A 22772-nucleotide genomic window follows, 5' to 3' on the forward strand; every position below is an offset into this window, starting at 1 on the left:
GAAGTGTGGAGGCCCGAGCCGGAATCGAACCGGCGTAAACGGATTTGCAATCCGGTGCGTAACCACTCCGCCATCGGGCCTCGATCGCAGGAGCTGCGTGGTTCGGCGCGGTTAGCCGGAACGGGGGCTGGCCGCAAGGGGTTCTTGCGCGCAAGCGATCAAGCCGGGGCGAAGGTCAGGCGGCGGGCCTTGCTGTCGACCGCGGCAAGGCGCAGATCGACGCGAGATCCGGGGGCGGCGCCGGGAATGCGGGCGCGCGAGACGATGGGCAGGCCGAGCAGCTGAACGCGCGCCGAATCACCGTCAGCGTCGGTCACGCAGGCCTTGAAGGTCTCGCCCTCGCGGCCGTGGAGCATGACGGTCTCGGCAAGGTCGATCACCGCGCGCTCGATCTGGCCAGAGAGGGCTTCGGCCTTGGCCATGACGCCGGGGAGGCGGCGGAAGGCGTCTTCGACTTGTGGATCGACGGGCTGGCCATTGGCGACGGCCAGCGTCGCGCGGATGACGTAGCGATCGGCGAGGCGACGCAGGGGTGCCGTGGCGTGGGCGTACGTCGCGGCAATCGCCTCGTGCCATGGAGTGACGCCCGGGATCCAGGGCGCGTAACCCGCGCCGGTTCCGGCACGGCGGACGGCAAGCATGAAGGCGGCATGGGCGGGGTTGCGCTGGTCGAGCGTGCGTTCGAGCGCCTTGAGGTCAACGCCTTCGGGCCATGCAAGACCAAGCCCTGCCGCCGTGCTGCGCAGCCGCGCCATGGCTTTGGCGCTCGGCCCCGCCATGACGCGGAACAAGCCGGTGCCCGCCTGCTGGAGCGCGGCGGCAATGGCAAGGTTGGCCGCAAGCGAGAGCGCAGCGTTGCGCCGTTCCGAGGCGAGCAGCGGGCGGAATGACAGAGCGTAGCGCCCGTCGCCCAGCGCCTCGACCTCCTGCTCGGGCGGATCGACGCGGGCGGCACCGCGCGCAGCTTCGGCGGCGTTCACGCGTTCGGCAAAGCGGGCGAAGGCAGGCGGCAGATCGGCGGCGGTGACGCTGTCGTAGGCCAGCTTGGCGCGGCTGCGTATCAGGGCACGGCGGGCGGCATCAAGCCGGGCTTCGCCATCGGGGCCGAGGCGGACCGTGAAAACGACCGCCGGGCGCGGGCCTTGCGGCAGGAGGCTGGCCGCGCCTTCGGCAAGCGCGGGTGGATAGAGCCCAGCCTTGCCATCGGGGAGGTAGAGCGTCTCGCCGCGCTTCCAGGCCTCGACATCGAGCGGATCGCCATCGGCCACGAACCACGCGACATCGGCAATCGCATAGTGGAGCAGGAGGTCGTTGCCTGCTTCCTCGATATGGAAGGCCTGATCGAGATCTGTGGAACTGGCCGGGTCGAGCGTGACGAAAGGCTCGTCGGTGCGGTCTTCGTGTGCCGGTCCCGGCAAATTTCGCGCGGCGAGGTCGGCGGCGGCGAGGACTTCGCGGGGGAAATCCTCGGGCACCTGATACTGCTGGCGGATCGCGGCGAGTCCTGATGCGAGAGCACCGTGGGGATCGTGAATGGCCTTCATCTCGGAAAGCCTAGCAGGCCTTTACGGATCGACAAATTCGCCTGCGCGCTTTTCCATGCCTGCGCGCACCGCTTCGATCTGGTTCTTCGAATACATCAGTTCGTGCTGGGCATGCGATTCGGCCATGAGCACTTCGTCGACGGTCATGTCGGGCGTGCGGTTGGAGAGCAGCTTGGCCCCGCGCACGGCGGTGGGGCTTTTCGAGGCGATTTCCTGCGCGAGCTTCATCGCATCGGCCAGCGGATCGGGGCTGACGTGGGTGGCAAAGCCGAAGCTGACGGCCTCCTCGCCGCTGAATTCGCGGTGGGTATAGGTCAGTTCACGCAACACATCGTCACGCACGTTGCCGCGCCACAGGGCGTAACCCGCCATGTCGGGGACCAAGCCCCACTTCACTTCCATCACCGCGAGACGGGCGTCGGGGGCGATGAACCGGATGTCAGCGCCGCTCGCCACCTGCAGCCCGCCACCGAAGCAGACGCCGTGGACCGCTGCCACAACCGGCATCGGCAGTTTGCGCCAGACCATAGCCGCCTGCTGCGGGCGATTGGCATTGCCGTGGGTGCGGGCAGTCAGGCCATCGCCTTCACCCTCATTGCCCCACCGGGACGTGTTGCCCATGCTGGCAAGGTCGAGCCCAGCGCAAAACGAGCGCCCTGCGCCGGACAGCACCACGGCGCGCACGCCGCGTTCGCCGTGGAGGTGGTGGCCTGCCGCGATGATCGCTTCGAACATCGCATCGTCCAAGGCGTTCATCTTGTCAGCCCGGTCGAGCAGGACGTGGGCGACGTGGTCCTCGATGGTGACGGTGACGCGGTCATGGAAGTTCATTGCGGGGCATCCGTTATCTGGTTCTTCAGGCCGAGGTTGCCCCAGCACCGTCGCCCGGTCCAGTCTCCTCATTTGACGGATGGCCGTGAACGGCAACGGCCCTCCCCGCGCTGGCGGAAAGGGCCGTCGTATCCTTGCGTCAGTGAGGCCTCAGGCGGCCGAGGCGTTAACGCCCATCGATTGCAGGTAGCGCTTGATGTTGCGCGCAGCCTGGCGGAGGCGCTGTTCGTTCTCGACCATGGCGATACGCACGTAGCCCTCGCCGTCCTCGCCATAGCCAACGCCAGCGGCAACCGCGACTTCGGCATGGGTGAGCAACTGCTTGGAAAACTCGAGGCTGCCAAGGTGCTTGAGCGCAGGCGGAAGCGGTGCCCAGGCGAACATCGACGCCTTGGGGCTGGGGATCTCCCACCCGGCGCGGCCAAAGGCTTCTACCATGACATCGCGGCGCTTCTGATAGAGTTCGCGGTTCTTCTGCACGATGTCCTGCGGGCCGTTGAGCGCGGCGCAGGCTGCGGCCTGGATCGGGGTGAAGGCACCATAATCGAGGTAGGACTTCACGCGCTTCAGCGCCGCGATCAGCCGCGGGTTGCCGACCGCGAAGCCGACGCGCCAGCCGGCCATCGAGAAGGTCTTGGACATCGAGGTGAATTCCACCGCCACGTCCTTCGCGCCCGGAACCTCCAGGATCGAGCGGGTCGGGTTGCCGTCGAAATAGAGTTCGGAATAGGCGAGGTCCGAAAGGATCCAGACCTTGTTCTCCTTTGCCCAGGCAACAAGGCGCTCGTAGAAGGCGAGGTCGACGGTCTCGGCCGTCGGGTTCGACGGATAGTTGACGATCAGGATCGATGGGCGCGGCACCGAGTACTTCATCGCGCGGTCGAGCGAATCCCAGTAGCGATCGTCCGGCGTGGTCGGCACCGAGCGGATCGTGGCCCCTGCAATGATGAAGCCGAAGGTGTGGATCGGGTAGCTCGGGTTCGGGGCGAGCACGACATCGCCGGGCGCGGTGATCGCGGTGGCGAGGCTGGCGAGGCCTTCCTTGGACCCCATCGTCATCACCACTTCGGTCTCGGGATCGAGTTCCACATTGAAGCGGCGGCCGTAGTAGTTCGCCTGGGCCTTGCGCACGCCGGGAATGCCGGACGAGGCCGAATAGCCATGCGCATCGGGCTTGCGTGCCACTTCGCACAGCTTCTCGATCACGTGATCGGGCGGGGGAAGATCGGGGTTGCCCATGCCGAGGTCGATGATGTCCCTACCGGCGGCGCGCGCGGCGGCCCGCATGCCGTTGACTTCGGCAATGACGTAGGGCGGCAGGCGCTTCATGCGGTAGAATTCTTCGTCCACGGTTGAATACTCATCGAAAGGCGCGGCAGGAGCGCCGCAACGCAAGCCCTTACGCCAATTGCCGGATTGTGGAAACCTTGCTCTCGATGGACGGCGAAGAGCGATCGACGGGGCTAACAAGCTGTCACACGGCGTGTATAGATCGCTTTAACAAGGCCATGACGTAACGGCAGGGAACGGTGATGACGGACAAGACGGTGAGTGATTCGCCCATGGGCTCGCCTGCGGATTCAATCGTGTTCGAGGACCTGTTCCGCCAGCAGGGCGAGGCCATGCGGGCCATGTTCGCGCCCCTGGTGCCAGGCGCGGAAGCGGTCTCGACCGACCCGTCCGACCTGCAGCACTGGGCGATGTCGGCGGCCAAGCTGCAGAAGATGTGGCTCGACTTCAGCGCCGAACAGGCAGGCCAGATCGAGCCGATGCTGAATCGGCTGGGCGACATCGGCAAGTGGACGCAGACGTTCATGGCCATGGCCGGCCAGTTGCCGATCACCCAGGCCGAGACTCAGGCGAAGCTTTGGAACGAGAGCATGGCGCTGTGGGGCTCGGTCATGGGACAGTTCGTCTCGGCGGGAACCGCCACCGGCGCAACCCCTGCCCTTCCGCGCCAGGATCGCCGCTTCAGGGACAAGCGCTGGCACGAACAGCCCGCTTTCGCCCTGATCCACCAGACCTATCTGTTCCTCTCGGAAAAGCTGCAGCAGATGGCGAACGACGCGCAGGGGTTGAGCCCCGAGCGCAAGGAGCAGCTGCGCTTTGCCACCAAGGTGGTGACCGACGCACTTTCCCCCGCAAACTTCCCGCTGACCAACCCGGTGGTGATCGAGCGGACGATGGAGACGCGCGGCGAGAACCTCGTCAAGGGCGTGGAGCACCTGCTGGACGATTTGCGCAAGGGCCAGCTCACCCACACCGATCCCAACGCGTTCGAGCTTGGCCGCAACATCGCGGTGACGCCGGGCAAGGTGGTGCACGAAACGCCTCTATACCAGTTGATCCAGTACACGCCGACTACGGACAAGGTATTCGAGACGCCGCTGCTGATCTTCCCGCCGTGGATCAACCGCTTCTACATTCTCGACCTCAATCCGCAGAAGAGCTTCATCCGCTGGGCCGTAGGCCAGGGTCTGACAGTCTTCGTGGTATCGTGGAAATCGGCCGATGCCTCGATGGCGGAGATTGTCTGGGACGATTACGTCCGCGCCCAGATCGACGCGATTGACGAGGTGCGCGCGCGGCTGAAGGTACCTGCCGTGCATACCATCGGCTATTGCGTGGCCGGAACCACGCTTGCGGCAACGCTGGCGGTGCTCGCGCGGCGATGTGACAGCGACAAGGTGGCGAGCGCGACGTTCTTCACCGCGCAAGTCGATTTCGACGACGCTGGCGAGCTCAAGAACTTCATCGACGACGGCCAGCTCAAGATGCTGGAGAGCCTTTCGACCGACGGTTACCTCGACGGGCGCTACATGGCTGCGACGTTCAATGCGCTTCGCGGGACGGACCTGATCTGGAATTACGTGGTCAACAACTACCTGCTGGGCGAGGACTATCCGGCCTTCGACCTGCTGCACTGGAACGGCGACACCACCAATCTGCCGAGCAAATGGCACAAGGCCTACCTGTGCGATCTCTATCGCGACAACCGGCTGGTAATCCCCGATGCGATGGTGGTCGACAACACGCCCGTTGATCTGCGCCGCATTGCAACACCGTGCTACATTCAGGCCGGTCGCGAGGACCATATTGCGCCGCCGAACAGCGTGTGGAAGTTGACCCGCCACCTCTCCGGCCCGTGGAAATTCCTGCTGGCAGGCTCAGGCCATATTGCTGGCGTGGTCAATCCGCCCGACTCGGGCAAGTACCAGTATTGGCTCAACCCCGATGATCCTTCGACGCTCGAGGAGTTCGTGGCCGGAGCCCGCGAAACCAAGGGAAGCTGGTGGCCCGACTGGATCGAGTGGATCCGCGAGCAGGCTCCGGCGGAGGTTCCAGCCAAGGGCAAGCGCGTGCCTGGTGCCCGCGGCGACAGGGTGATCGAGGACGCTCCGGGCCGCTACGTCCGCAGCCGCTGACCTACTGGAGTTGATTGCTCCATTACGGATTTTGTGCACCGCACAAAATTCTTGACATTCGGCGTCGAAAACCTATTTTGTGCACTGCAGCAAGAGTGGAGTTGATCCTTGGATCGCTCCGCCCGCGCAAGCAGGAGTCACGAAGATGGTCGAAGAAACGAAAGACAGCCTGGTCGAATCTGCCCCCGTGGTGGACGCGCCCGCAGCGCTGCCCGACGTGACTGAAGCCACGCCGGAAACTGCCCCGGAAACCGCCGTTGCGGACACGGTAGAAGCGTCGGTCGTCGAACAGCCCAAGGCTGCTAGCCCGCGCAAGCCGCGTACCCCGAAGGTCAAGGCTCGCAAGGCCAAGGCCGTCGAGGTTGCAACGACCGAAGCAGAAGCGCCCGCAGAAACACCTGCTGCCGAACCGGTGGCAGAAGCGGTCGACGTTCCGGCCGCCAAAGCCGTCACGCCCAAGGCGCGCAAGCCCAGGGTCGTGAAGGTCAAGCCCGTGAAACAGGCCGCCAAGCCTGCAATCAAGGCCCGTCCGGCCAAGCCGCCCGTGGCGGTTGCACCGGCGGCCGCGGTGAAGCCCGCAGCCAAGCGTCCTTTCACCGCCACTCCCAGCGTGAAGAAAACGAGCGCCAGCCAGTTCAAGGCTCCGGCGCCAAGAAAGGAACTGTTCGCAATGGCTACCACCACCACCGAAATCACCGAAAAGATGACCGCCGCTTTCAAGGAAGCCCAGGAAAAGGCCAAGGCCGCGCTCGAAAAGAGCCAGGCTGCGTTTGGCGATGCCGGCGCATTTGCCAAGGGCAACGTCGAAGCCGTCGTCGAATCGTCGAAGATCTTCGCCAGCGGCCTTCAGGAAATGACCAAGGGCTACGTCGAAGAAACCAAGTCGGCGTTCGAAGCAATGACCGCCGACGTCAAGGACCTGACCACGGTCAAGTCGCCGACCGAATTCTTCGAAAAGCAGTCGGCCCTGCTCCGCAAGAACTTCGACGCTGCGGTTGCCGCAAGCTCGAAGAACAGCGAAGCCATGCTGAAGCTTGCAAACGAAGCGTTCCAGCCGATCTCGACCCGCGTCAGCCTCGCGGTCGAAAAGATCAAGCACGCTGCCTGATGGCGTGCGGCGGCGCACCTTGCGCTGCCTGAAGACACAAGGGGTCGGACGAATACTCGTCCGACCCCTTTGTCGTATCAGAGCAACTTTTTGCCCGCATGTAGCGACCACCCCCTTCGTGCCCCTTGTGGATGGGGCTCGCCAATGCGATATTCCCGCCATCATGAGCATCATTCGCCCTGACCGAACGGATCTGTCCGCCGCGCCGCTTCGCGCCGGTGACGATGATTCGCACAGGTCCGGCGGCGATGACCAGGTCGGCATCGCCACCAAGACCCGCGCCAAGCCCAAGAAGCCGAGCCAGTTCAAGGTCCTGATGCTGAACGACGATTACACCCCGATGGAATTCGTGGTGATGGTGCTCAAACGCTTCTTCCACATGGATCTCGAGCAGGCGACCCGCGTCATGCTTCACGTCCACCAGCGCGGCGTCGGTGTCTGCGGAATTTTTCCCTACGAGATCGCCGAGACCAAGGTGAACCAGGTGATGGATTTCGCCCGGCAGAACCAGCACCCGTTGCAATGCACGCTGGAAAAAGCCTGACGCCTTCCGGCAAAGAGCTCTGAAACGCAAAAAGCCGGGTCTCTGCCCGGCTTTCACGTCTCTTCATGAAATTCTGGAAACTGCCAGTGGCCCTGGATCAGTGGGATGTCGCGGCGCGCTGCTCGACGCCCTGCCGTGCAAGTGCACGCAGCAGGGCGGCCATCCATGCCATAGGCAGGCTTGCCGCGTCACGCGAATGGGCGCCGCTGCCGCCTTCGAGAATGACCTGCGCGATGAAGGAGCCGTCTTTCAATCGGCCACCGGTGAAGATAGCATCGTGCGGAATCATGGCGATTGCCGCGCTTTCGAACGCGCCCGTATCCACCAGATGCACAATCCATCCGATTGCTGCACTCTTGAGCTCTTCTTCCCGCTCGTTTCCGAAATCGGCAAATTGTCGCAGGACGCGATCAAAACCTCGCCTTTGTTCATGTGGGCCGAGTTGCTCGCACCATTTCGCAAGATCGCCGAGCGCTTCTGGATTGCCGTCGTTACCGCCAAAGCCACTCCACCAGGCTTCTCCGGTTTGCTGATGCGACATTCACTATTCTCCAGATACGGTACGACCTTTCGGGCACTATATCTTTGAGGTTGGCATTTCCATATCTTTAGTTAGTATTGCTTCCTTCCCGCCGCTTTTCCCTTCCCCACGGCCGAGCTTGACGCTAGTCCCTGCGAACGCTCATCGGCGGTTCACTCGCTGTCGGCCAGTCCGGCCGGACGAGCTTAGAACTCCGGTAAGCAAGTTGATCGCACGACCAGCCTCATCGTTAGATCCTTCGGACGACCCAAAGATCGCATAGCACCTCCCACGTGAAACTTCTCACCGCCACCGACCGCTATATCGCCCGGCTCGTCTTCGTGCCGATGCTTTCGGTGTTCGTGCTCGCCGCATCGCTGCTCGTGCTCGACAAGATGCTCAAGCTGTTCGATTTCGTGGCCACGGAGGGCGGACCGGTCAGCGTCGTCTTCAAGATGCTGGCAAACCTGTTGCCCGAGTATGCCAGCCTCGCAATTCCGCTGGGGCTGATGCTCGGCATCCTTTTCGCCTTCCGCAAGCTGGCGATGAGCTCCGAACTGGACGTGATGCGCGCCGTGGGCCTGTCCTACACCCGGCTGCTGCGCGTGCCCTACATGTTCGCCATCGGCCTTGCCGCACTGAACCTGCTGATCGTCAGCTATCTCCAGCCGCTGTCACGCTACTATTACGAGCAATTGCAGTTCGAGCTGCGTTCGGGCGCGCTGGGGGCCTCGATCAAGGTCGGCGAGTTCAACTCGTTGCAGGATCGCACCGCGCTGCGCGTGGATTCGAGCCGTGACGAGGGACGCGACCTGCGCGGCATCTTCGCCCGGCTGCAGACCTCCAACGGCCAGGTCATGGTCATCTCCGCACGCGAGGGCCGCTTCTTCGCCAACAAGGAGAGCCCGGACACGGTGATCCTGCGGCTCACCGATGGGCAGATCGTGCAGGACGGGCCGGGCATCGCCTCGCCCCGCGTGCTGACCTTTGCCAGCCATGACCTGCCGATCGACCTGCCGAAGATCGAGCAGTTCCGCCAGCGCGGCGATGCCGATCGCGAATACTTCCTGCCCGAACTGCTGCAGATCGGCTGGAATGATCGCTACTCCGCAGAGATCCGCAACCAGTCTCGGGCGAGCCTCAACTACCGGTTGGTCGAAGTGGTGATGATGTTCCTGCTGCCGCTGCTCGCGGTGGCCCTGGCCGTGCCGCCCAAGCGCTCGACATCCGCGCTTGGCGTGTTCCTGTCGATCGTGATGGTGGTCGCCTATCACAAGGTCAACCAGTATGGGCAGGACGTGGCAAGCCTCGGGCGGATCGATCCGGTTGTGGCCCTGTGGGGCCCATTCGTGGTGTTCTCTGCGCTGATCGTGTGGATGTACTGGCGCATCGCCTATGTCCCCGGTGGGCAGCCGATCGGCGCTCTCGAAACCGGCTTCGCCAAGATTTCGCGCTCGCTGCGCAAGCTGTTCGAGCGCAAGCGCCTGCCGGACGAGGCGCCGGTCGCAGAGGAAGATGCCGCCCATGCAGCTTGAATTCTTCCCCTCGCCCACGCTCGCCCGCTACATCGGCAAGATGTTCGCGGTGCGCATCGTGGCGGTGCTGCTGATGCTGGTGCTGGTGCTGCAGATGCTCGACCTGCTGAGCGAAAGCGGCAAGGTGCTTGCAGCGCCGGGCAACGGGCAAGGCCAGCTGCTGACGTATGTTTCCCTGCGCATGCCGCAGCTGATCAGCCGGTTCCTCCCCTATTCCGTGCTGCTGGCGACGATCATCACGCTGATGACACTGAACCAGAACAGTGAGGTCATTGCGATGAAGGCCGCAGGGCTTTCGGCGCATCAGGTGCTGGCGCCGCTGTTCCTCGTGGCAGCCGTGACTTCAGCGGTGACGTTCACCTTCAACGAGCGGATCGTGACGCGCTCGACTGCCACCCTCAAGGCATGGCAGAACGTGGACTACGGGCCGATTCCGGAGGAATCCGCAATCAAGTCCAACGTCTGGTTGCAGGACGGTCCGAACATCCTGTTCGCCCGCTCGGTCGCTGGCGAGGGCAAGGCGATGCGGATGGAAGGAGTCAGTTGGTATCGCCGTGACCCGACCGGCATGGTCACCGAGATCGTCACCTCGCCCTCTGCCGCCTATGTGAACCCTGGCTGGAGGTTCAGCGCGCCGGTCGTGTTCGACGTGCAGAGCGCCCGCAAGACGCCGCTGGGCCGCGACGAGATCTTCGCAAAGTCGGTCGAGCCGGTGCAGGTGACGATCAGCCGCGTCGATGCCGACGCGGAATCGTTGACGCAGTTGACCGGCTCGCTTTCCGCGATCCGCGAGGCGGGTTTCCGCACCACCGAGCTCGACGGCAAGTGGTGGCACAAGCTTTCGGGGCCGCTTTCGGCACTGCTCATGCCGCTGCTCGGCGCCGTGGCGGCGTTCGGTCTTGCCCGCTCCGGCCACCTGTTCGTGCGCGCGGTGATCGGCATGGCGCTGGGCTTTGCCTACTTCGTGTTCGACAATGCCGCGCTGGCAATGGGCAACTTCGGCGCTTATCCTCCGCTGCTGGCGGCCTGGGCCCCGTTCGTCCTGTTCCTGCTGATCGGCGAGACAGTGCTCATCCGCACAGAGGAATGACGCATAAAATTAGTTATTGCTAATTTGCGTCGTTGCTAATATATGGAAGCCATGACGCTTCCAACCATCACACCCGCCAAGGCCCAGACACTGCTCGACGAGGGTGCCCGGCTCATCGATATCCGTGACGCTGACGAACATCGCCGGCAGAGCATTCCTGGCGCGGCGAACATGCCGCTCGCTTCGCTGGAGCCGGTTTCCGGCCATCCCGCAGTGATCTGGCATTGCCGCTCCGGCATGCGCACTGCGGCCAACGCAGCGCAGCTTGCCGCGATGTCGGGCTGCCCCGGCTACATTCTGGAAGGCGGCATCGATGGCTGGCGCGCGGCGGGAATGCCGGTTGCCACCGATGCCAAGGCGCCGCTTGAGATCATGCGGCAGGTGCAGATCGTGGCGGGCCTGCTGATCCTTGCAGGCGTGATCCTGTCGCTGACCGTGGCGCAGGGCTTCGTCCTGCTCTCGGGCTTTGTCGGCGCAGGATTGCTGATGGCCGGCGCGACCGGATGGTGCGGCATGGCCCGGCTGCTCGGCGCGATGCCGTGGAACCGCCGCGCCGCCTGACCGGCGCGGCTAACTTCGTTCAGCGCGGCAACATCGTGCTGCGCGCGAGCCTCCCGACGAGCGGGAGCAGTCCGCTATAGTTGCCCTTCTGGTAAGTCGAATCGACGCCGAGATGGCGCACAATGCGGCGGTGTGCCTCGGCCAGCGAGTGATAGGGCATCGAGGGCAGGAGATGGTGCAGCGCGTGGTAACGCAGGCCCACCGGAGCCCATAGCGGCGCGAGCAACGCGGGCGGCGGGACGTTGACCGAATCGAGGTACTGCCCGGTCACGGTCATCGCCTCACCCTCGTTCTCCCACAGATGCGCGACAAGCGTGCGGATCTGGTTCAGCAGCGCCGTCAGCGAGATCACCGCGATGCCGATCAGCAGCGGGCGCCATGAGTGCGTCGCGCTCCACCACATCACGAACAGCGCCCAGGCCGAAGCGCCTAGTTCCTGCCAGAACACCATCCGCGCAAATTCGCCTTCGGGTGGGCGACGGCGAAATTCGGGGTTGATCGAAAGCGCCGAGGCGCGCTCCCACACCAGTCGGCGCAGCGGTGGAATCACCGCACCCAGTGGCACCAATACCGCCGAGCGAATGAGCAGGCCGATGGGCAGGAGCAGCGCGACCAACGCGAAGAGCGGCAGCGACCACGGCTTCATCAGCGCCAGCGGCAGGTACTCGGGGTCCTCTGCCGTGCCATAGCGCGTGCGCGCGTGGTGCAGGGTGTGCACGCCTTCGTACATCAGCGAGGGCGTCAGCATCGGAATGCCGACCAGCAGGTTCCAGCCGAAGCGGAAGCCGGGCAGGGCATTCTTGTGGATGTGGGTCAGCTCATGGATGAACAGGAGCGCGCGGTAGAGCGCCAGCGCCGAGACTACGCCAGAAAGCGCCGCCAGCACCGGGTTGCCGATCAGGATGGCACCCGCCAGTGCCGCATAGCCGAGCCCAGCCGAAAGCAGCATGTCCGGCCAGTAGACCTCAGGTCGCGCGGTCGCGATGTCGCGCGTCAGTTCGACGGCGGAGCGCAGCATTTCCTTGTCATCAGGCGTGCCGGCAAGGCCGCGCGGAAGCGCGGGAGTGGCGGCCGGAGCGGAAGAACCAACGGCTGCGGGGGTATCAAGCGTATCGGTCGCAATCATGCCACAAATTCCAGTAAGACCCGTATCTCGCCGGCTAGGTCCGGCTTTTGCACCATGCTTTTTGCCATCGGGCGACCCCACCTGCGCCCCGTGGCTTGACAATGCGCCGGTCGGGACCGCAGTCCACCCGGCGAAAACCCGCTTACCCGCAAACAAAGGCAAGATCGTGGCTCAAGGCGAAGTAATCATCACTCCCGTTTCCGGCAAGGCTGACCGCAAGGCCTTCGTCGATATCGCCTATCGCCTGAATGCCGCCGATCCGAACTGGGTTCCGCCGCTGCGCATGGAAGCCGAAGAGCTGATCACGCCGGGCAAGAACCCGTTCTTCGAACACGCCGACGTCCAGCTGTTCCTCGCACGCCGGGGGAGCGCGATCGTGGGCCGTATCTCTGCACATATCGACCGGCTGGCCATTGCGATGGACCCGTCGCAGGGCATGGGCCCCGGCACGGGCAACTGGGGCCTGCTCGAAGCCGAGGACGAAGCGGTGGCGCGGTCGTTGATCGCGCGCGCCGAGACATGGTTGCGCGAAAAGGGCATGACCCGCGTGCTCGCCCCGCTGTCGATGTCGATCTGGGAAGAGCCCGGCCAGCTGAACAGTGGCTTCGATCATCCGCCCACGGTGATGATGGGCCACCAGCCCAAGCGCTATGACGATTACATCAAGGCGCTGGGTTACCAGACTGCCAAGACGCTCAACACTTATGAGCTCGACATCACCCGGGACTTCCCGCCGCTTATCCAGCGCATCGTCCAGTCAGGCGAGAAGAACGCCAAGATTCGCATTCGCAACGTCGACAAGTCGAAGTTCGATTCCGAAGCGGCGCTGATCCTCGACATCCTCAACGATGCCTGGTCCGATAACTGGGGCTTCGTTCCCTTCACCGACACCGAGATCAAGTACGCCGGCAAGAAGTTCAAGCCGATCGTGCGCGAGGACCTGATCATGATCGCCGAGTACGAGGGCGAGCCGGTGGCCTTCATGATGACGCTGCCCGACCTCAACGAGGCGATAAAACCGATGGGCGGCAGCCTGTTCCCGTTCAACTGGGCCAAGCTGCTGCTGTGGCTGCGCAAGCCGCGCGTGCGCACGATGCGCGTGCCGCTGATGGGCGTGCGCAAGCGCCTGCAGGCTTCTCGCCTTGCCAGCCAGCTCGCCTTCATGATGATCGAGGCGATCCGCCAGAACTCGATCCGCGAATATGGGGCGACGCGAGGCGAGATCGGCTGGATCCTCGAAGATAACCAGGGCATGAACGCCATCGCCGAGGCCATCGACAGCCACGTCAACAAGACCTACGTGATCTACGACAAGCCGCTATGATCCGGCTTGGCTGAACGCCTTGATCGCAGGCGGTCGGAACTCGCCGCCCGGTCGCAGCGTTCAGATGAACGACCGTTCATGGTCATTCTCGGGAACAGGTCCAAGGTGACAACCACGCGACAAGACCGCAGCAACGCAAGACAACGCAAGCCCTTGCGCTCTTTGGGCCATGCCCTCGTCGTCGAGGATGACGGGCTGATTGCGATGGATATCGCAGAAGCGTTGGCCGAAGCCGGGGCGGAACCCGTCGTCACATGTGTCAGCGTTGCAGAAGCAATGTTGGAACTCGAACGGGCCGCCCCCGCCCTGCTCGTGCTGGACGTGCACCTGGCCGATCGAGACGATGGCTGGGCCCTTGCGGAACTGGCCATTCAGTTGGCCCAGAGCCCGCCGCTGATTCTTTTCACCACGGCAACGCCGTCTTCGATCCCGCCCTCAGCGTCGACCCTGGGCCACGTCCTACCCAAGCCCTTCCGGACCGAAGCGCTGATCAGCCTGATCGAGCAGCAGCGGCCTCTCGGCCTGATCGGCCGCATCCGCCACGCGCTCTCCGGGCAATAACCGGTAACATCCCCCAGAAACCCCGGCCGCACACTTGGCACGACCGGGGCGATCTTACCGAAAAAAAGGTCCCCGACGTTTCCATCGGGGACCTTTCGGGATCGTATCACCAGCCGCTTGGACGGGAGGGGGGGTCTCGGCGGTGACAACATATAAACGAGCGTCCCCGAGGCCGGTTCCCTCACTGCGCAAATTTTTTAATCCAATAAAATCAACGCTTAAATGTAGGGTCGCGAAGAAAAAACACTGCCATCGATCTTGGCGAAGGCACGCGCGGCAGCAATGTCGGGGATCCGGATCGAGGTCAGGGTCCAGTCCACCAGCCCAATACGGCGCAGCGCCTGCAAGGTCCGATTGGTATGGACCAGCGACAGGCCAAGCATCTCGGCGATCTGACCCTGCGTGACCGTGAGGGTCAGCACGCCGTCAGGCGCTATGCCGGTATCGATCCCGCGCTGGACAAGAAACACGGCCAGCGCTGCCATCCGTTCGCGGGCATTGCGTTGGCCGAGCGAGACGAGATGCTCTTCGAGCGCCGCCTCCTCGTGCGCGGCCAGCCATGTCAGGTCGAACGACAGGCGCGGTTGCTGCGCGACGAGATCGAAGAACCGCTCGCGCACGAAGGTGCACAAGGTGACATTGGTCATCGCTTCCACCGCGTGCCCCATCTCGGCGTCGAGCGCCGCCTGAAGCCCGATGAAATCTCCGGGGAACATGAAGTTGATGATCTGCCGACGCCCGTCTTCGAGAAGGCGGGAGCGCATCAGCACGCCGGAAAGCACGGTGTAAAGAAAGCGCGGGCGCGTGGCTTGGGCATAGACCTGCTCGCCCCTGGCAAAACGCATATCGCCATGACGGAAGGCGGCGATCCAGTCGCGCACGTCGGGCGGAGGCTGGCGCAGCCCTTCGCAATCGGCAAGAGGGCACGCACGGCAAGGCTGGCCACCGTTCACCACCAGCCTCCCGCCAGCTGCCTGATCCTGCCGTTGCTCCAGCATGCTGTGCACAAGTGCCGTCCCCATCTGCGGACTGCTGTCATTGTCGTCCCTGCCCATTCCGTCTCCTTGTTCCCAACACCACGCCTGTTGGTGCTGCTATGTCAAATGACAGGGTTGGTTCCCGAAATGTGCCCTAAGCCCCCCGCCATGAATGAAGAAACGGGAACGAGCAACAATGATGCCTGCGGCCAGCCGGTCGTGCTGGTGGTGGAGGACAGCGTTCTTGTAGCGATGGCCATCGAGGATGCGCTGAACGAGCGCGGACTGCAGGTTATCGTTGCAGCAACGCTTGCCGCGGCAGAACAGATGGTCGAACGCAGTGCACCCGATCTCGCCCTGCTTGACCTTCAGCTTCCCGATGGCCTGTCGCTCGATCTAGCCTGCCGGTTGCGCGATGCGGGATGCACCGTGGCGATCACATCAGGCCTTGATTCCGGGGCGGTGCCCGATAGCCATCGCTTCGCCGTGCAGTTCCGCAAACCGACCTCGCCGGACCTTCTTGCCGATTGGGCCGTTGCATCCCTGCAGGGCGACTTGTTAGAACGGACGCCGCGGAAAACGACAACGATTCCCTCTTGTTCCCGATCGGGAACCGGATGACGATGTCACGCGTTGGAACGCACGATACTGTCCGGGAAGGGGTACGAATGTCTCTGGGTGCCAAGGTTGCCAATCAACTTCCTTATCTTCGCCGTTATGCCCGTGCGCTGACGGGAAGTCAGAATGCGGGTGACTCCTTCGTGCGCGCGACGCTCGAGGCAGCGCTCGCCGATGAAGATCTTCGCGCGACGATCGGCGAAGGCCGTCCGCAGCTCTATCATGCGTTCAATCGTGTGTGGTCGACAGCGTTTGTCGACACCGCAGATCGCTCGTCATCGGGGCTCGGCCATCATGAGGCGGCAGCGCAGGAGCGCCTCGCCGCAATGACGCCGGCCAATCGCCAGGCGCTGTTGCTGACAACGCTAGAAGACTTCAGCATCGAGGAAGCCGCCTACATCATGGGTCGCGACCCTTCGGATGTCGAACTGCTGGTGCAGGACGCAGTTGCCGAAATCGATCGCGAATCGGCGACGTCGGTGCTGATCATCGAAGACGAGCCGCTGATCTCGATGCAGCTCGAAGATCTCGTCCGCTCGCTCGGCCATGACGTCTGCGGCATGGCCGCCACGCGCACGCAGGCTCTCGAGATCGTTCAGCGCGAGCAGCCGGGCCTTGTCCTTGCCGACATCCAGCTTGCCGATGGCAGCTCGGGTCTCGATGCGGTGGACGATATCCTGCGGATCGGGTCGGTGCCGGTCATCTTCATCACCGCCTATCCGGAACGTCTGCTCACCGGCGACCGCCCTGAGCCGACCTATCTGATCACCAAGCCGTTTCAGGAGCAGACCGTGCGGACGGCGATCAGCCAGGCGCTGTTCTTCGGCTCCAGCCGACCGCTCTGAACGGGTCGGACCGCGAGGTCTGACAATCCGATTGGCTTATGCAAAGGCGCGGCGTCAGCTGCGCCTTTCGCGTATGGAGAAGTCGCCGCGGCGGCGCACCGGGATCAGCAGGGTGCAGCGCACGCCCTCGGGCTCGAAGCTGAGATCGACCGGGTTGCGCAGCTCGTGCGCGACGATCTTCTCAATCAGTTCGGTGCCAAAGCCGCGCTTGCGCCGCGTGGCCGGGTCGATGACCGGGCCTCCGCGCTCAATCCATTCGATCCGCGCGAGGTTCTCGCCCGCCATTTCCCATCGAACGGAGACGCTTCCGCCCTCCACGCTCAGCGCACCGTACTTGGCGGCATTGGTTGCCAGTTCGTGGATCGCGAGCCCAAGCGACAGCGCGTCATTCGGAGCAAGCTCCACTTCCGGGCCGTCGATGTCGAGATGGCGATGCGTATCCTGCGCGTAAGGTGCAAGCTCCGCCTTGACCACCAGCATGACCGGCGTGGTGCCCCAGTCCGACTGGGTCAGCAGGTCATGCGTGGCAGACAGGGCGCGGATGCGGTTCTCGAGACTGTCGGCGAACTCGGCAAGGCTCGTCGCGCGACGGCGCGTCAGCGAGACGATCGACAGCACGTTCGCCAGAGTGTTCTTCACCCGGTGATTGAGCTCGCGGGTCAGAGAATTGCGAATCGAGGACTGCTGCTCGAACCAGGCCAGCGCAATCCGGTCTTCCACGGCCTGCTGGGTCAGAAGCCGGGCAAGCACCAGCAGCAGCGTCGCCACGAGCAGGCCGAACAGCAGCGACATGACCGACATAATCGAAAGCATCGGCGTTGCCTGTGCTTCGATTTCCAGAACGAACCGGTGTCCGGCAATGTCTATCGCCCGTCGCACGCGCTGGCCCGACCCGTTCTCGGTTGCGATCTCCGCCATCAGTCGCCGACCGCCCGCATCCTCGTCGAACAGACGCACGCCGGCCCCGCCGAGATGGCTCACATCGATCGAGGATTCCAGAAAGCTCTGCGCGTTGAACGGCGAATAGACGTATCCGCGCAAGGTGCGGCTGCTGGCGGCCGATTCAATCGCGAAGACCGGCATGTAGACAAGAAAGCCCGAAGCATCGGTCGATTGCCCCTCCTGCTGCAACACCACCCGGCCCGTGGCCGTCGGCTGCCCGGTGCGCTCTGCCGATTTCATGGCGGCACGGCGGACCGGCTCGGAGAACATGTCAAAGCCGATGGCGCGGCGATTGCGGACCGTGTCCGGTTCGATGAACATGACGGGGATGACGAAAGGCCGGTCGGCAGACGGCACCGGGCGAACGGCGAAATCGGGACTGCCACCTTGCCGCAAGATCGCCTCGACGGTGGGAATGTCTTCGCGCCGCACCTTCATGGCCCAGCCGATGCCGTCCGAGCCGACATAGCGGCCATCGAGATGAAGCTGGCGGATGAAGGTTCGGAAAAGCGGCGCCTCGACCATCTGCTGCGTGGCAAACAGCGCTGCGCTTGACCTCAGATAGGCGGCATTGGCGTTGGATCGACGCTCGAGACCTGAGGCGACGGCCTGGGCAGTCTGTGCGGTAAGCGCGGCTTGCCTGCGATCCTCGGCGGTCTCGATTGCAAAGACGCTGAGCTGCGTCACCGCCATTGTCAGCCCGAAGATGCTGACCGGCACCCCGCGGGGGAAACGCTCGTACCAGCGCGGAACGAGCTTCTTCTGGGCAAGAAGCTTCTCCATCGCGTACCGGTATTCCTTTCCCTCGCAGCCAAACCTGGAACGATCACGCTCCCACCGTTGCATCCGACGTCTTGCAAAATGCTCCGCACAAACGAAACAGCGATTGCTGGACGACTTCTCGGGAACCGACAGCGGACAATATCGTTCCTGATCGAAACCACGCGCCGATTGCATTTTTCGCATTGTTTGAGAAGCCTGTTAACGTAGGCTCTTAACCATGGCGGGAACGGTGCCGTATCAGGTACGCATCTGCCGCGCCCTTGCGGTCGTTTTTGGATTTTTCCCTGGAGGGGGAGGCGTTGTCAGAGCGAATGTCGAAAGAAAAGCCGATGAATCCCGGTCAACAGCGGCGGAAGGGCGGCAAGCCCCGTCCGCCGGAATGGGCAGACGGGCTCAAGCGCCTTTATGATTCCGTGCTCGATGAGCCTCTCCCGGACACTTTCGCGCAATTGCTCGACAAGCTGGACGATCCGTCCAATGGCTGATCCCGAGCCCACGGCGGCACATGAGCCCGAGGACAAGTCGCCTCGCCCGGCAGCCGATCCCGCAACGTTCAAGCGCGAGCTGACCGGCGTCATTCCGCATCTGCGCGCTTTTGCACGCGGCCTGTGCGGCAGGCCCGATCTTGCCGATGATCTCGTTCAGGAAACCCTGCTCAAGGCTTGGGCCGCGCAGGAGCGGTTCGAGCCGGGCACGTCGATGCGCGCCTGGACGTTCGTGATCCTTCGTAATGCCTACCTCACCGACATGCGCAGAAACCGCTTCCGCGCAGACTACGATGAAACCGTAGCCGAACGCATCCTCGTGGCCCCTGCCGCGCAGGAAGGACCGATGCACCTGTCGGACATGCACCGCGCCCTGCTTACGCTTCCGCCGGAGCGTCGCGAGGCCCTCCTGCTGGTGGGCGCCGGCGGCTTCAGCTATGAGGAAGCCGCGCAGATCTGTGGTTGCGCAGTCGGCACGATCAAGAGCCGCGTCGGGCGCGCCCGCGCAGCCCTCTCGCAGATGATCGAAAGTGGCCAGATCCCTCGCCGCAGCACCAAGGATGCGGTCGCACACTCGGCAATCATGAGCGAACTTGAAGACACGGTGCACGCAGGCGGCCAGCACTGAAACAGGCAAGCGATCTCTTCCAAAGGATCGCCCTTGCCACAGTTTCGCACAAAACATCGTGCGCCTGACGCCCGCCCCTTGATTGGCGCGTGACATGGGTGAATGGAGAACAGCAACTCCAGTCAGGCGTGCGCTGTTGAATAACCAGTCGATACCCGATCTGCCAAGCCTGCCAGCCGATCCGCCTGAATCGGCAGATCAGCGCGCGCGGCTGCAGTCGACGATCGTGCTTCTGCTCGGCCTCGGCCTGTTCCTGTCGCTGCCCTTCGTCCTGTCGATCGGTTCGGTCGTGTTCCTGCCCCCCGTCACCGCGATGATATTTACCATCGTGCTGTCGCCTCTGGCTGACCGGCTGACCCGCCTCGGCCTGCCGAACATGCTCGCTTCGTTGATTGCGATTCTTGCGCTGATAGCGGTGGTGCTGCTGGCGCTGATGCTGATCCTGCAACCGGCGTTCGTGATGGTGGATCAGGTTCCTGCACTGGCGCGGCAAGTGGCGCGACGCTTTGCCGAGTTGCGCGGCAATCTTTCGTGGATTGCCGACGTCAACCGTCAACTCGCCCGGATCACCGGACACTCGGCGCGTGAAGTCGTCGTGGCGAGCCCCTCGGTGATCGAACAGGTCGCCTTCGCAACACCCAGCGTGATCCTCGAAACGCTGCTGACCCTGCTGATGACATTCTTCATGATCGAATCGCGCATCCGCATGAAGCGCCGCATCCTGCTCGATCGTCACTCGTTCAACGCCTCGGTCAAGCTCGCCCGCGTCCTGCGTGACGTGCAGGAGCGTGTCGCGAGCTACATCCTGACGGTTGCGCAAGTGAACTTCGGCGTCGGCGTGCTGGTCTCGCTCGGTGCGTGGGCCTTCGGGATGAGCGCCCCTGTGATGTGGGGCGGCCTTGCCTTCGTCCTGAATTTCCTGCCCTACCTTGGCCCATTGGTGATGATGGGCCTGCTTGGACTCGTCGGGCTCGGCACGGCTTCGAGCGTCCTGATCGGCCTGATCCCGATGCTCGCCTATCTCGGGCTCCATGCCGTCGAATCGAACGTGGTTACCCCTTCGATCCTTGGCGCGCGCTTCACGGTCAATCCCGTCGCGATCCTGCTGTCTATCAGCTATTTCTCGTGGATCTGGGGCGTACTGGGCGCGCTGCTGTCAGTGCCGATCCTGCTGACCATCTCTGCCCTGCTCGATCACATCGGCCGGCCCAATCTCGTCGGCTTCCTGTTCGGCGAAGCGCTGTTCGAACCGGCCCGCCTGTCCGGCATGGACGAAGACGGAATCGAAGACGGGCCGGTGCAAGAGGCAGTTCAGCCCGGATAGGTCCAGCTGCCATCACGACCGAGGTTCTCGGCGGCAAAGCTCCAGTTCAGGTGCTTTTCGATCACCGCCTTGAGATATTCGGGGCGCAGGTTCTTGTGGTCGAGGTAGTAGGCGTGTTCCCACAGGTCGATCACCAGCAAGGGCTTTACATCACCCGTGGCGAAGGTCGCAGCGTCGTGCGTCTGCTCGACCGCCAGCTTGCCACCGCGTTCGACCAGCCACACCCAGCCCGAGGCAAAGTGCGCCGCGCCCTGTGAAGCCAGTTCCTCACGCAGACGGTCCAGCGAACCGAACGCGCTGTCGATGGCATCGGCCAGCTCGCCCGTCGGCTCCGCTGAATCAGGAGTCAGGCTGTTCCAGTAGAACGCGTGGTTCCAGCTCTGCGCGGCATTGTTGAAAAGGCCCTTGTCGCCCTTGGCCTGCGCCGCTTCGATGATCTGTTCAAGGCTTGCATCGGCAAGTTCGCCGCCTTCGATGGCCGCATTGGTCTTGTCGACATAGGCCTTGTGGTGCTTGCCGTGATGGGTCTGCAGCGTCGTCGCCGAAATGCTGGGCTCAAGCGCAGTGTCGGCATAAGGCAGCGGGGGAAGGGTAATAGCCATGGGTATCAACGTCCTCGGTAAAGATCTGCGTCGCAGACCAACGCCAAGGGGACGGAATGGTTGCCCGGTTTCCCGTTGAATTTTATGTCGTTGCAGTTGCAGTCAGCGCGGCCCCTCGCCATGCGCTCGGTCCACGGCGGCAGTAACCGCCACGTCCATCGTGACATTGCCGAGCGTGCGCATCAGGTCGGGCAGGACCTCGACTGCCACCAGGATCGCCAGCGGCTCCACTGGAAGCCCCATCGCTATGGAGATCGGGCCGATCGAGGTCACGAAGCTGATTGCGCCGGGCAGGCTCACCGCGCCAAGCGTGGTCAGCGTAGCCACCACAAACCCGGCGAGCAGCATCGAGGGCGTGACCGGAATGCCGAACCAGTGCGCCACATAGATCGCGACGGCGAAATTCATCGCAGGCCCAGTGGCCCGGAACAGCGCGACAGCCAGCGGCATGACGAGATCGGAAGTCTGGTCACGCACGCCAAGGCGGCGGCATACGGCGAGCATCGCGGGCAGTGTCGCCAGCGACGACTGGGTCGACAGGGCCAGCGCCTGCGCCGGAAGGACTGCCCGCGCAAACTCGCCCAGCCCCTTGCGCGCGCCGAACACGGCAACGCCATAGGCAGCAAGAAATATCACCGTCCCCGCCGATGTCACCACAAGCACATAATGGGCGAGCGCGCCGATCGCCGAAGTGCCGCTCTGCGCGGCGACTGCAAGGCTGAGGCAGAACACCCCGATCGGCGCTGCCAGCAGGACCCAGCCGATCACCACCAGCATCGCGTTGGCCACGGCCTCGAAAAAGGTGGCAAGCGAGCGCCGTTGCCCATCGGCGAGGCGCGTGGCGGCAAGGGCGAAGACCGCGGTGAACAGGATCACCGGCAGAATCTGGTCGGCCGCTGCCGATTGCAGCACGTTGGTCGGCACCAGCGATTGCAGAAACGCGCCGAAGCCGGGGACGGTCGCCTTGTCGTGAATCTGCGCAACGCTCGATCGCAGCGCTTCGGCTGCGGCGCGCGGCATCGGAAATATCGAGAGAATTCCCGGCACGAGCAGCGCGGTCATCGCGCTGCCGGTGGCCAGGATCGAGAAGAAGAACAGCAGCGCCCGCCGCGCCAGCGCGCCTGCCCGCGCGGCAGCAACGGTCTGCGCAATGCCCGTGAACAGCAGCGAGACCACCAGCGGCACGATCGTCGCGCGCAGGGCATTGAGCCAGAGCGTGCCGATCGGCTGCGCCACCAGCAGCACCGGATCGAGCAGCGCAGGCTGGAAAAACGCCAGTGCAAGGCCCAAGCCAAGCCCGCCGACGAGCGCGGCAAAGATCCAGCCGGCACGGATCGTCGGGATCGGTGGCTGCGAGATGGACGAATTTTCAGAAGGCGGTAAGGTCATCTTGAGAAGA

The 22772-nt window shown here is 63.7% G+C and carries 22 protein-coding genes and 1 tRNA gene; 13 read left to right on the forward strand and 10 right to left on the reverse strand.

Annotated features, from left to right (window positions below; translation table 11 throughout):
- Nucleotides 1-6 precede the first annotated feature (6 nt).
- The 4 genes from IQ25_RS18620 to IQ25_RS18635 all read right to left on the reverse strand — a co-directional run bounded on the left by IQ25_RS18620 (nt 7) and on the right by IQ25_RS18635 (nt 3725).
- A tRNA-Cys gene (locus IQ25_RS18620) sits at nt 7-80 on the reverse strand.
- Between the two features lie 78 nt (nt 81-158).
- Nucleotides 159-1544, reverse strand: coding sequence for an RNB domain-containing ribonuclease (locus IQ25_RS18625; RefSeq protein ID WP_144907784.1), 1386 nt, complete (start codon nt 1542-1544; stop codon nt 159-161).
- A gap of 21 nt (nt 1545-1565) precedes the next feature.
- Nucleotides 1566-2375, reverse strand: coding sequence for a crotonase/enoyl-CoA hydratase family protein (locus IQ25_RS18630; RefSeq protein WP_181447282.1), 810 nt, complete (start codon nt 2373-2375; stop codon nt 1566-1568).
- Between the two features lie 150 nt (nt 2376-2525).
- Complete coding sequence (locus IQ25_RS18635) at nt 2526-3725, reverse strand: LL-diaminopimelate aminotransferase (protein ID WP_144907786.1); 1200 nt, start codon at nt 3723-3725, stop codon at nt 2526-2528.
- Nucleotides 3726-3907: 182 nt separating this feature from the next.
- Here IQ25_RS18635 and IQ25_RS18640 point away from each other — a divergent pair, with 182 nt between their 5' ends.
- The 3 genes from IQ25_RS18640 to clpS all read left to right on the forward strand — a co-directional run bounded on the left by IQ25_RS18640 (nt 3908) and on the right by clpS (nt 7452).
- Entirely contained in the window at nt 3908-5800 is a 1893-nt protein-coding gene (locus IQ25_RS18640) for a PHA/PHB synthase family protein (protein ID WP_144907787.1), read from the forward strand.
- Nucleotides 5801-5945: 145 nt separating this feature from the next.
- Nucleotides 5946-6908 (forward strand): phasin family protein, encoded by a 963-nt coding sequence (gene phaP, locus IQ25_RS18645; RefSeq protein WP_144907788.1) that lies wholly within the window; start codon nt 5946-5948, stop codon nt 6906-6908.
- Between the two features lie 163 nt (nt 6909-7071).
- Nucleotides 7072-7452, forward strand: a complete 381-nt coding sequence (gene clpS / locus IQ25_RS18650; RefSeq protein WP_144907789.1) for an ATP-dependent Clp protease adapter ClpS — start codon at nt 7072-7074, stop codon at nt 7450-7452.
- A gap of 97 nt (nt 7453-7549) precedes the next feature.
- Here clpS and IQ25_RS18655 read toward each other — a convergent pair whose 3' ends face one another.
- Nucleotides 7550-7993, reverse strand: coding sequence for a hypothetical protein (locus IQ25_RS18655; protein WP_144907790.1), 444 nt, complete (start codon nt 7991-7993; stop codon nt 7550-7552).
- 272 nt (nt 7994-8265) lie between these two features.
- On the opposite strand from IQ25_RS18655, the gene lptF reads away from it, so the two are divergent.
- The 3 genes from lptF to IQ25_RS18670 are packed head-to-tail and all read left to right on the forward strand — an operon-like array spanning nt 8266 to nt 11158.
- The gene (gene lptF / locus IQ25_RS18660) at nt 8266-9507 is read left to right on the forward strand and encodes an LPS export ABC transporter permease LptF (protein ID WP_144907791.1); all 1242 of its coding nucleotides are present in this window, start codon (nt 8266-8268) and stop codon (nt 9505-9507) included.
- Nucleotides 9497-10597 (forward strand): LPS export ABC transporter permease LptG, encoded by a 1101-nt coding sequence (gene lptG / locus IQ25_RS18665; RefSeq protein WP_144907792.1) that lies wholly within the window; start codon nt 9497-9499, stop codon nt 10595-10597. Before lptF ends, lptG begins: the two co-directional genes overlap by 11 nt.
- A 51-nt stretch (nt 10598-10648) precedes the next feature.
- Nucleotides 10649-11158, forward strand: coding sequence for a rhodanese family protein (locus IQ25_RS18670; RefSeq protein WP_144907793.1), 510 nt, complete (start codon nt 10649-10651; stop codon nt 11156-11158).
- A 19-nt stretch (nt 11159-11177) separates the two neighbouring features.
- Here the strand turns inward: IQ25_RS18670 and IQ25_RS18675 are convergent, their stop codons facing one another.
- Nucleotides 11178-12284 (reverse strand): fatty acid desaturase family protein, encoded by a 1107-nt coding sequence (locus IQ25_RS18675; RefSeq protein WP_144907794.1) that lies wholly within the window; start codon nt 12282-12284, stop codon nt 11178-11180.
- A gap of 166 nt (nt 12285-12450) precedes the next feature.
- Between IQ25_RS18675 and IQ25_RS18680 the strand changes: the two genes are divergently transcribed.
- Both IQ25_RS18680 and IQ25_RS18685 read left to right on the forward strand, forming a co-directional pair.
- On the forward strand, nt 12451-13608 hold the full coding sequence (locus IQ25_RS18680; RefSeq protein WP_144907795.1) for an N-acetyltransferase: 1158 nt from the start codon (nt 12451-12453) through the stop codon (nt 13606-13608).
- Nucleotides 13609-13713: 105 nt separating this feature from the next.
- Nucleotides 13714-14169 carry a response regulator gene (locus IQ25_RS18685; RefSeq protein WP_158637796.1) on the forward strand — a complete coding sequence of 152 codons (456 nt, stop codon included), beginning with the start codon at nt 13714-13716 and terminating at the stop codon, nt 14167-14169.
- A gap of 218 nt (nt 14170-14387) precedes the next feature.
- Here IQ25_RS18685 and IQ25_RS18690 read toward each other — a convergent pair whose 3' ends face one another.
- Nucleotides 14388-15224 carry a Crp/Fnr family transcriptional regulator gene (locus IQ25_RS18690; protein WP_144907797.1) on the reverse strand — a complete coding sequence of 279 codons (837 nt, stop codon included), beginning with the start codon at nt 15222-15224 and terminating at the stop codon, nt 14388-14390.
- 90 nt (nt 15225-15314) lie between these two features.
- Between IQ25_RS18690 and IQ25_RS21090 the strand changes: the two genes are divergently transcribed.
- Together IQ25_RS21090 and IQ25_RS18700 are read left to right on the forward strand one after the other, a co-directional pair.
- Complete coding sequence (locus IQ25_RS21090) at nt 15315-15767, forward strand: response regulator (protein WP_158637797.1); 453 nt, start codon at nt 15315-15317, stop codon at nt 15765-15767.
- 47 nt (nt 15768-15814) lie between these two features.
- The gene (locus IQ25_RS18700; RefSeq protein ID WP_144907799.1) at nt 15815-16609 is read left to right on the forward strand and encodes a response regulator; all 795 of its coding nucleotides are present in this window, start codon (nt 15815-15817) and stop codon (nt 16607-16609) included.
- A gap of 54 nt (nt 16610-16663) precedes the next feature.
- On the opposite strand, the gene IQ25_RS18705 is transcribed toward IQ25_RS18700, so the two are convergent.
- Nucleotides 16664-18334 carry a CHASE domain-containing protein gene (locus IQ25_RS18705; protein WP_144907800.1) on the reverse strand — a complete coding sequence of 557 codons (1671 nt, stop codon included), beginning with the start codon at nt 18332-18334 and terminating at the stop codon, nt 16664-16666.
- 329 nt (nt 18335-18663) lie between these two features.
- On the opposite strand from IQ25_RS18705, the gene IQ25_RS21095 reads away from it, so the two are divergent.
- The 3 genes from IQ25_RS21095 (at nt 18664) to IQ25_RS18715 (ending at nt 20771) form a co-directional block, all read left to right on the forward strand.
- Nucleotides 18664-18819, forward strand: coding sequence for a NepR family anti-sigma factor (locus IQ25_RS21095; protein WP_246415456.1), 156 nt, complete (start codon nt 18664-18666; stop codon nt 18817-18819).
- Nucleotides 18812-19447: a sigma-70 family RNA polymerase sigma factor gene (locus IQ25_RS18710; RefSeq protein WP_144907801.1), complete on the forward strand. Its 636-nt coding sequence runs from the start codon at nt 18812-18814 to the stop codon at nt 19445-19447. Before IQ25_RS21095 ends, IQ25_RS18710 begins: the two co-directional genes overlap by 8 nt.
- A 136-nt stretch (nt 19448-19583) precedes the next feature.
- On the forward strand, nt 19584-20771 hold the full coding sequence (locus IQ25_RS18715) for an AI-2E family transporter (protein WP_246415455.1): 1188 nt from the start codon (nt 19584-19586) through the stop codon (nt 20769-20771).
- Here the strand turns inward: IQ25_RS18715 and IQ25_RS18720 are convergent.
- On the reverse strand, nt 20759-21373 hold the full coding sequence (locus IQ25_RS18720; RefSeq protein ID WP_144907803.1) for a superoxide dismutase: 615 nt from the start codon (nt 21371-21373) through the stop codon (nt 20759-20761). The two genes, IQ25_RS18715 and IQ25_RS18720, sit on opposite strands and share 13 nt — an antisense overlap.
- 102 nt (nt 21374-21475) lie before the next feature.
- A complete protein-coding gene (locus IQ25_RS18725) occupies nt 21476-22762 on the reverse strand; it encodes a dicarboxylate/amino acid:cation symporter (protein WP_144907804.1) in 1287 nt (428 codons plus the stop codon).
- Between the last annotated feature and the right edge of the window lie 10 nt (nt 22763-22772).

Origin of the sequence: Novosphingobium taihuense (assembly GCF_007830315.1) — a bacterium.
GTDB classification, from domain to species: Bacteria; Pseudomonadota; Alphaproteobacteria; order Sphingomonadales; family Sphingomonadaceae; genus Novosphingobium; species Novosphingobium taihuense.

What these genes read in the sequence shown, in the direction of transcription:
- IQ25_RS18625 (WP_144907784.1), bottom strand. Translation starts at nt 1,544, where the DNA reads ATGAAGGCCATTCACGATCCCCACGGTGCTCTCGCATCAGGACTCGCC.
- IQ25_RS18630 (WP_181447282.1), bottom strand. Translation starts at nt 2,375, where the DNA reads ATGAACTTCCATGACCGCGTCACCGTCACCATCGAGGACCACGTCGCC.
- IQ25_RS18640 (WP_144907787.1), top strand. Translation starts at nt 3,908, where the DNA reads ATGACGGACAAGACGGTGAGTGATTCGCCCATGGGCTCGCCTGCGGAT.
- phaP (WP_144907788.1), top strand. Translation starts at nt 5,946, where the DNA reads ATGGTCGAAGAAACGAAAGACAGCCTGGTCGAATCTGCCCCCGTGGTG.
- clpS (WP_144907789.1), top strand. Translation starts at nt 7,072, where the DNA reads ATGAGCATCATTCGCCCTGACCGAACGGATCTGTCCGCCGCGCCGCTT.
- IQ25_RS18655 (WP_144907790.1), bottom strand. Translation starts at nt 7,993, where the DNA reads ATGTCGCATCAGCAAACCGGAGAAGCCTGGTGGAGTGGCTTTGGCGGT.
- lptG (WP_144907792.1), top strand. Translation starts at nt 9,497, where the DNA reads ATGCAGCTTGAATTCTTCCCCTCGCCCACGCTCGCCCGCTACATCGGC.
- IQ25_RS18670 (WP_144907793.1), top strand. Translation starts at nt 10,649, where the DNA reads ATGACGCTTCCAACCATCACACCCGCCAAGGCCCAGACACTGCTCGAC.
- IQ25_RS18675 (WP_144907794.1), bottom strand. Translation starts at nt 12,284, where the DNA reads ATGATTGCGACCGATACGCTTGATACCCCCGCAGCCGTTGGTTCTTCC.
- IQ25_RS18690 (WP_144907797.1), bottom strand. Translation starts at nt 15,224, where the DNA reads ATGGGCAGGGACGACAATGACAGCAGTCCGCAGATGGGGACGGCACTT.
- IQ25_RS21090 (WP_158637797.1), top strand. Translation starts at nt 15,315, where the DNA reads ATGAATGAAGAAACGGGAACGAGCAACAATGATGCCTGCGGCCAGCCG.
- IQ25_RS18700 (WP_144907799.1), top strand. Translation starts at nt 15,815, where the DNA reads ATGTCTCTGGGTGCCAAGGTTGCCAATCAACTTCCTTATCTTCGCCGT.
- IQ25_RS18705 (WP_144907800.1), bottom strand. Translation starts at nt 18,334, where the DNA reads ATGGAGAAGCTTCTTGCCCAGAAGAAGCTCGTTCCGCGCTGGTACGAG.
- IQ25_RS21095 (WP_246415456.1), top strand. Translation starts at nt 18,664, where the DNA reads ATGAATCCCGGTCAACAGCGGCGGAAGGGCGGCAAGCCCCGTCCGCCG.
- IQ25_RS18710 (WP_144907801.1), top strand. Translation starts at nt 18,812, where the DNA reads ATGGCTGATCCCGAGCCCACGGCGGCACATGAGCCCGAGGACAAGTCG.
- IQ25_RS18720 (WP_144907803.1), bottom strand. Translation starts at nt 21,373, where the DNA reads ATGGCTATTACCCTTCCCCCGCTGCCTTATGCCGACACTGCGCTTGAG.
- IQ25_RS18725 (WP_144907804.1), bottom strand. Translation starts at nt 22,762, where the DNA reads ATGACCTTACCGCCTTCTGAAAATTCGTCCATCTCGCAGCCACCGATC.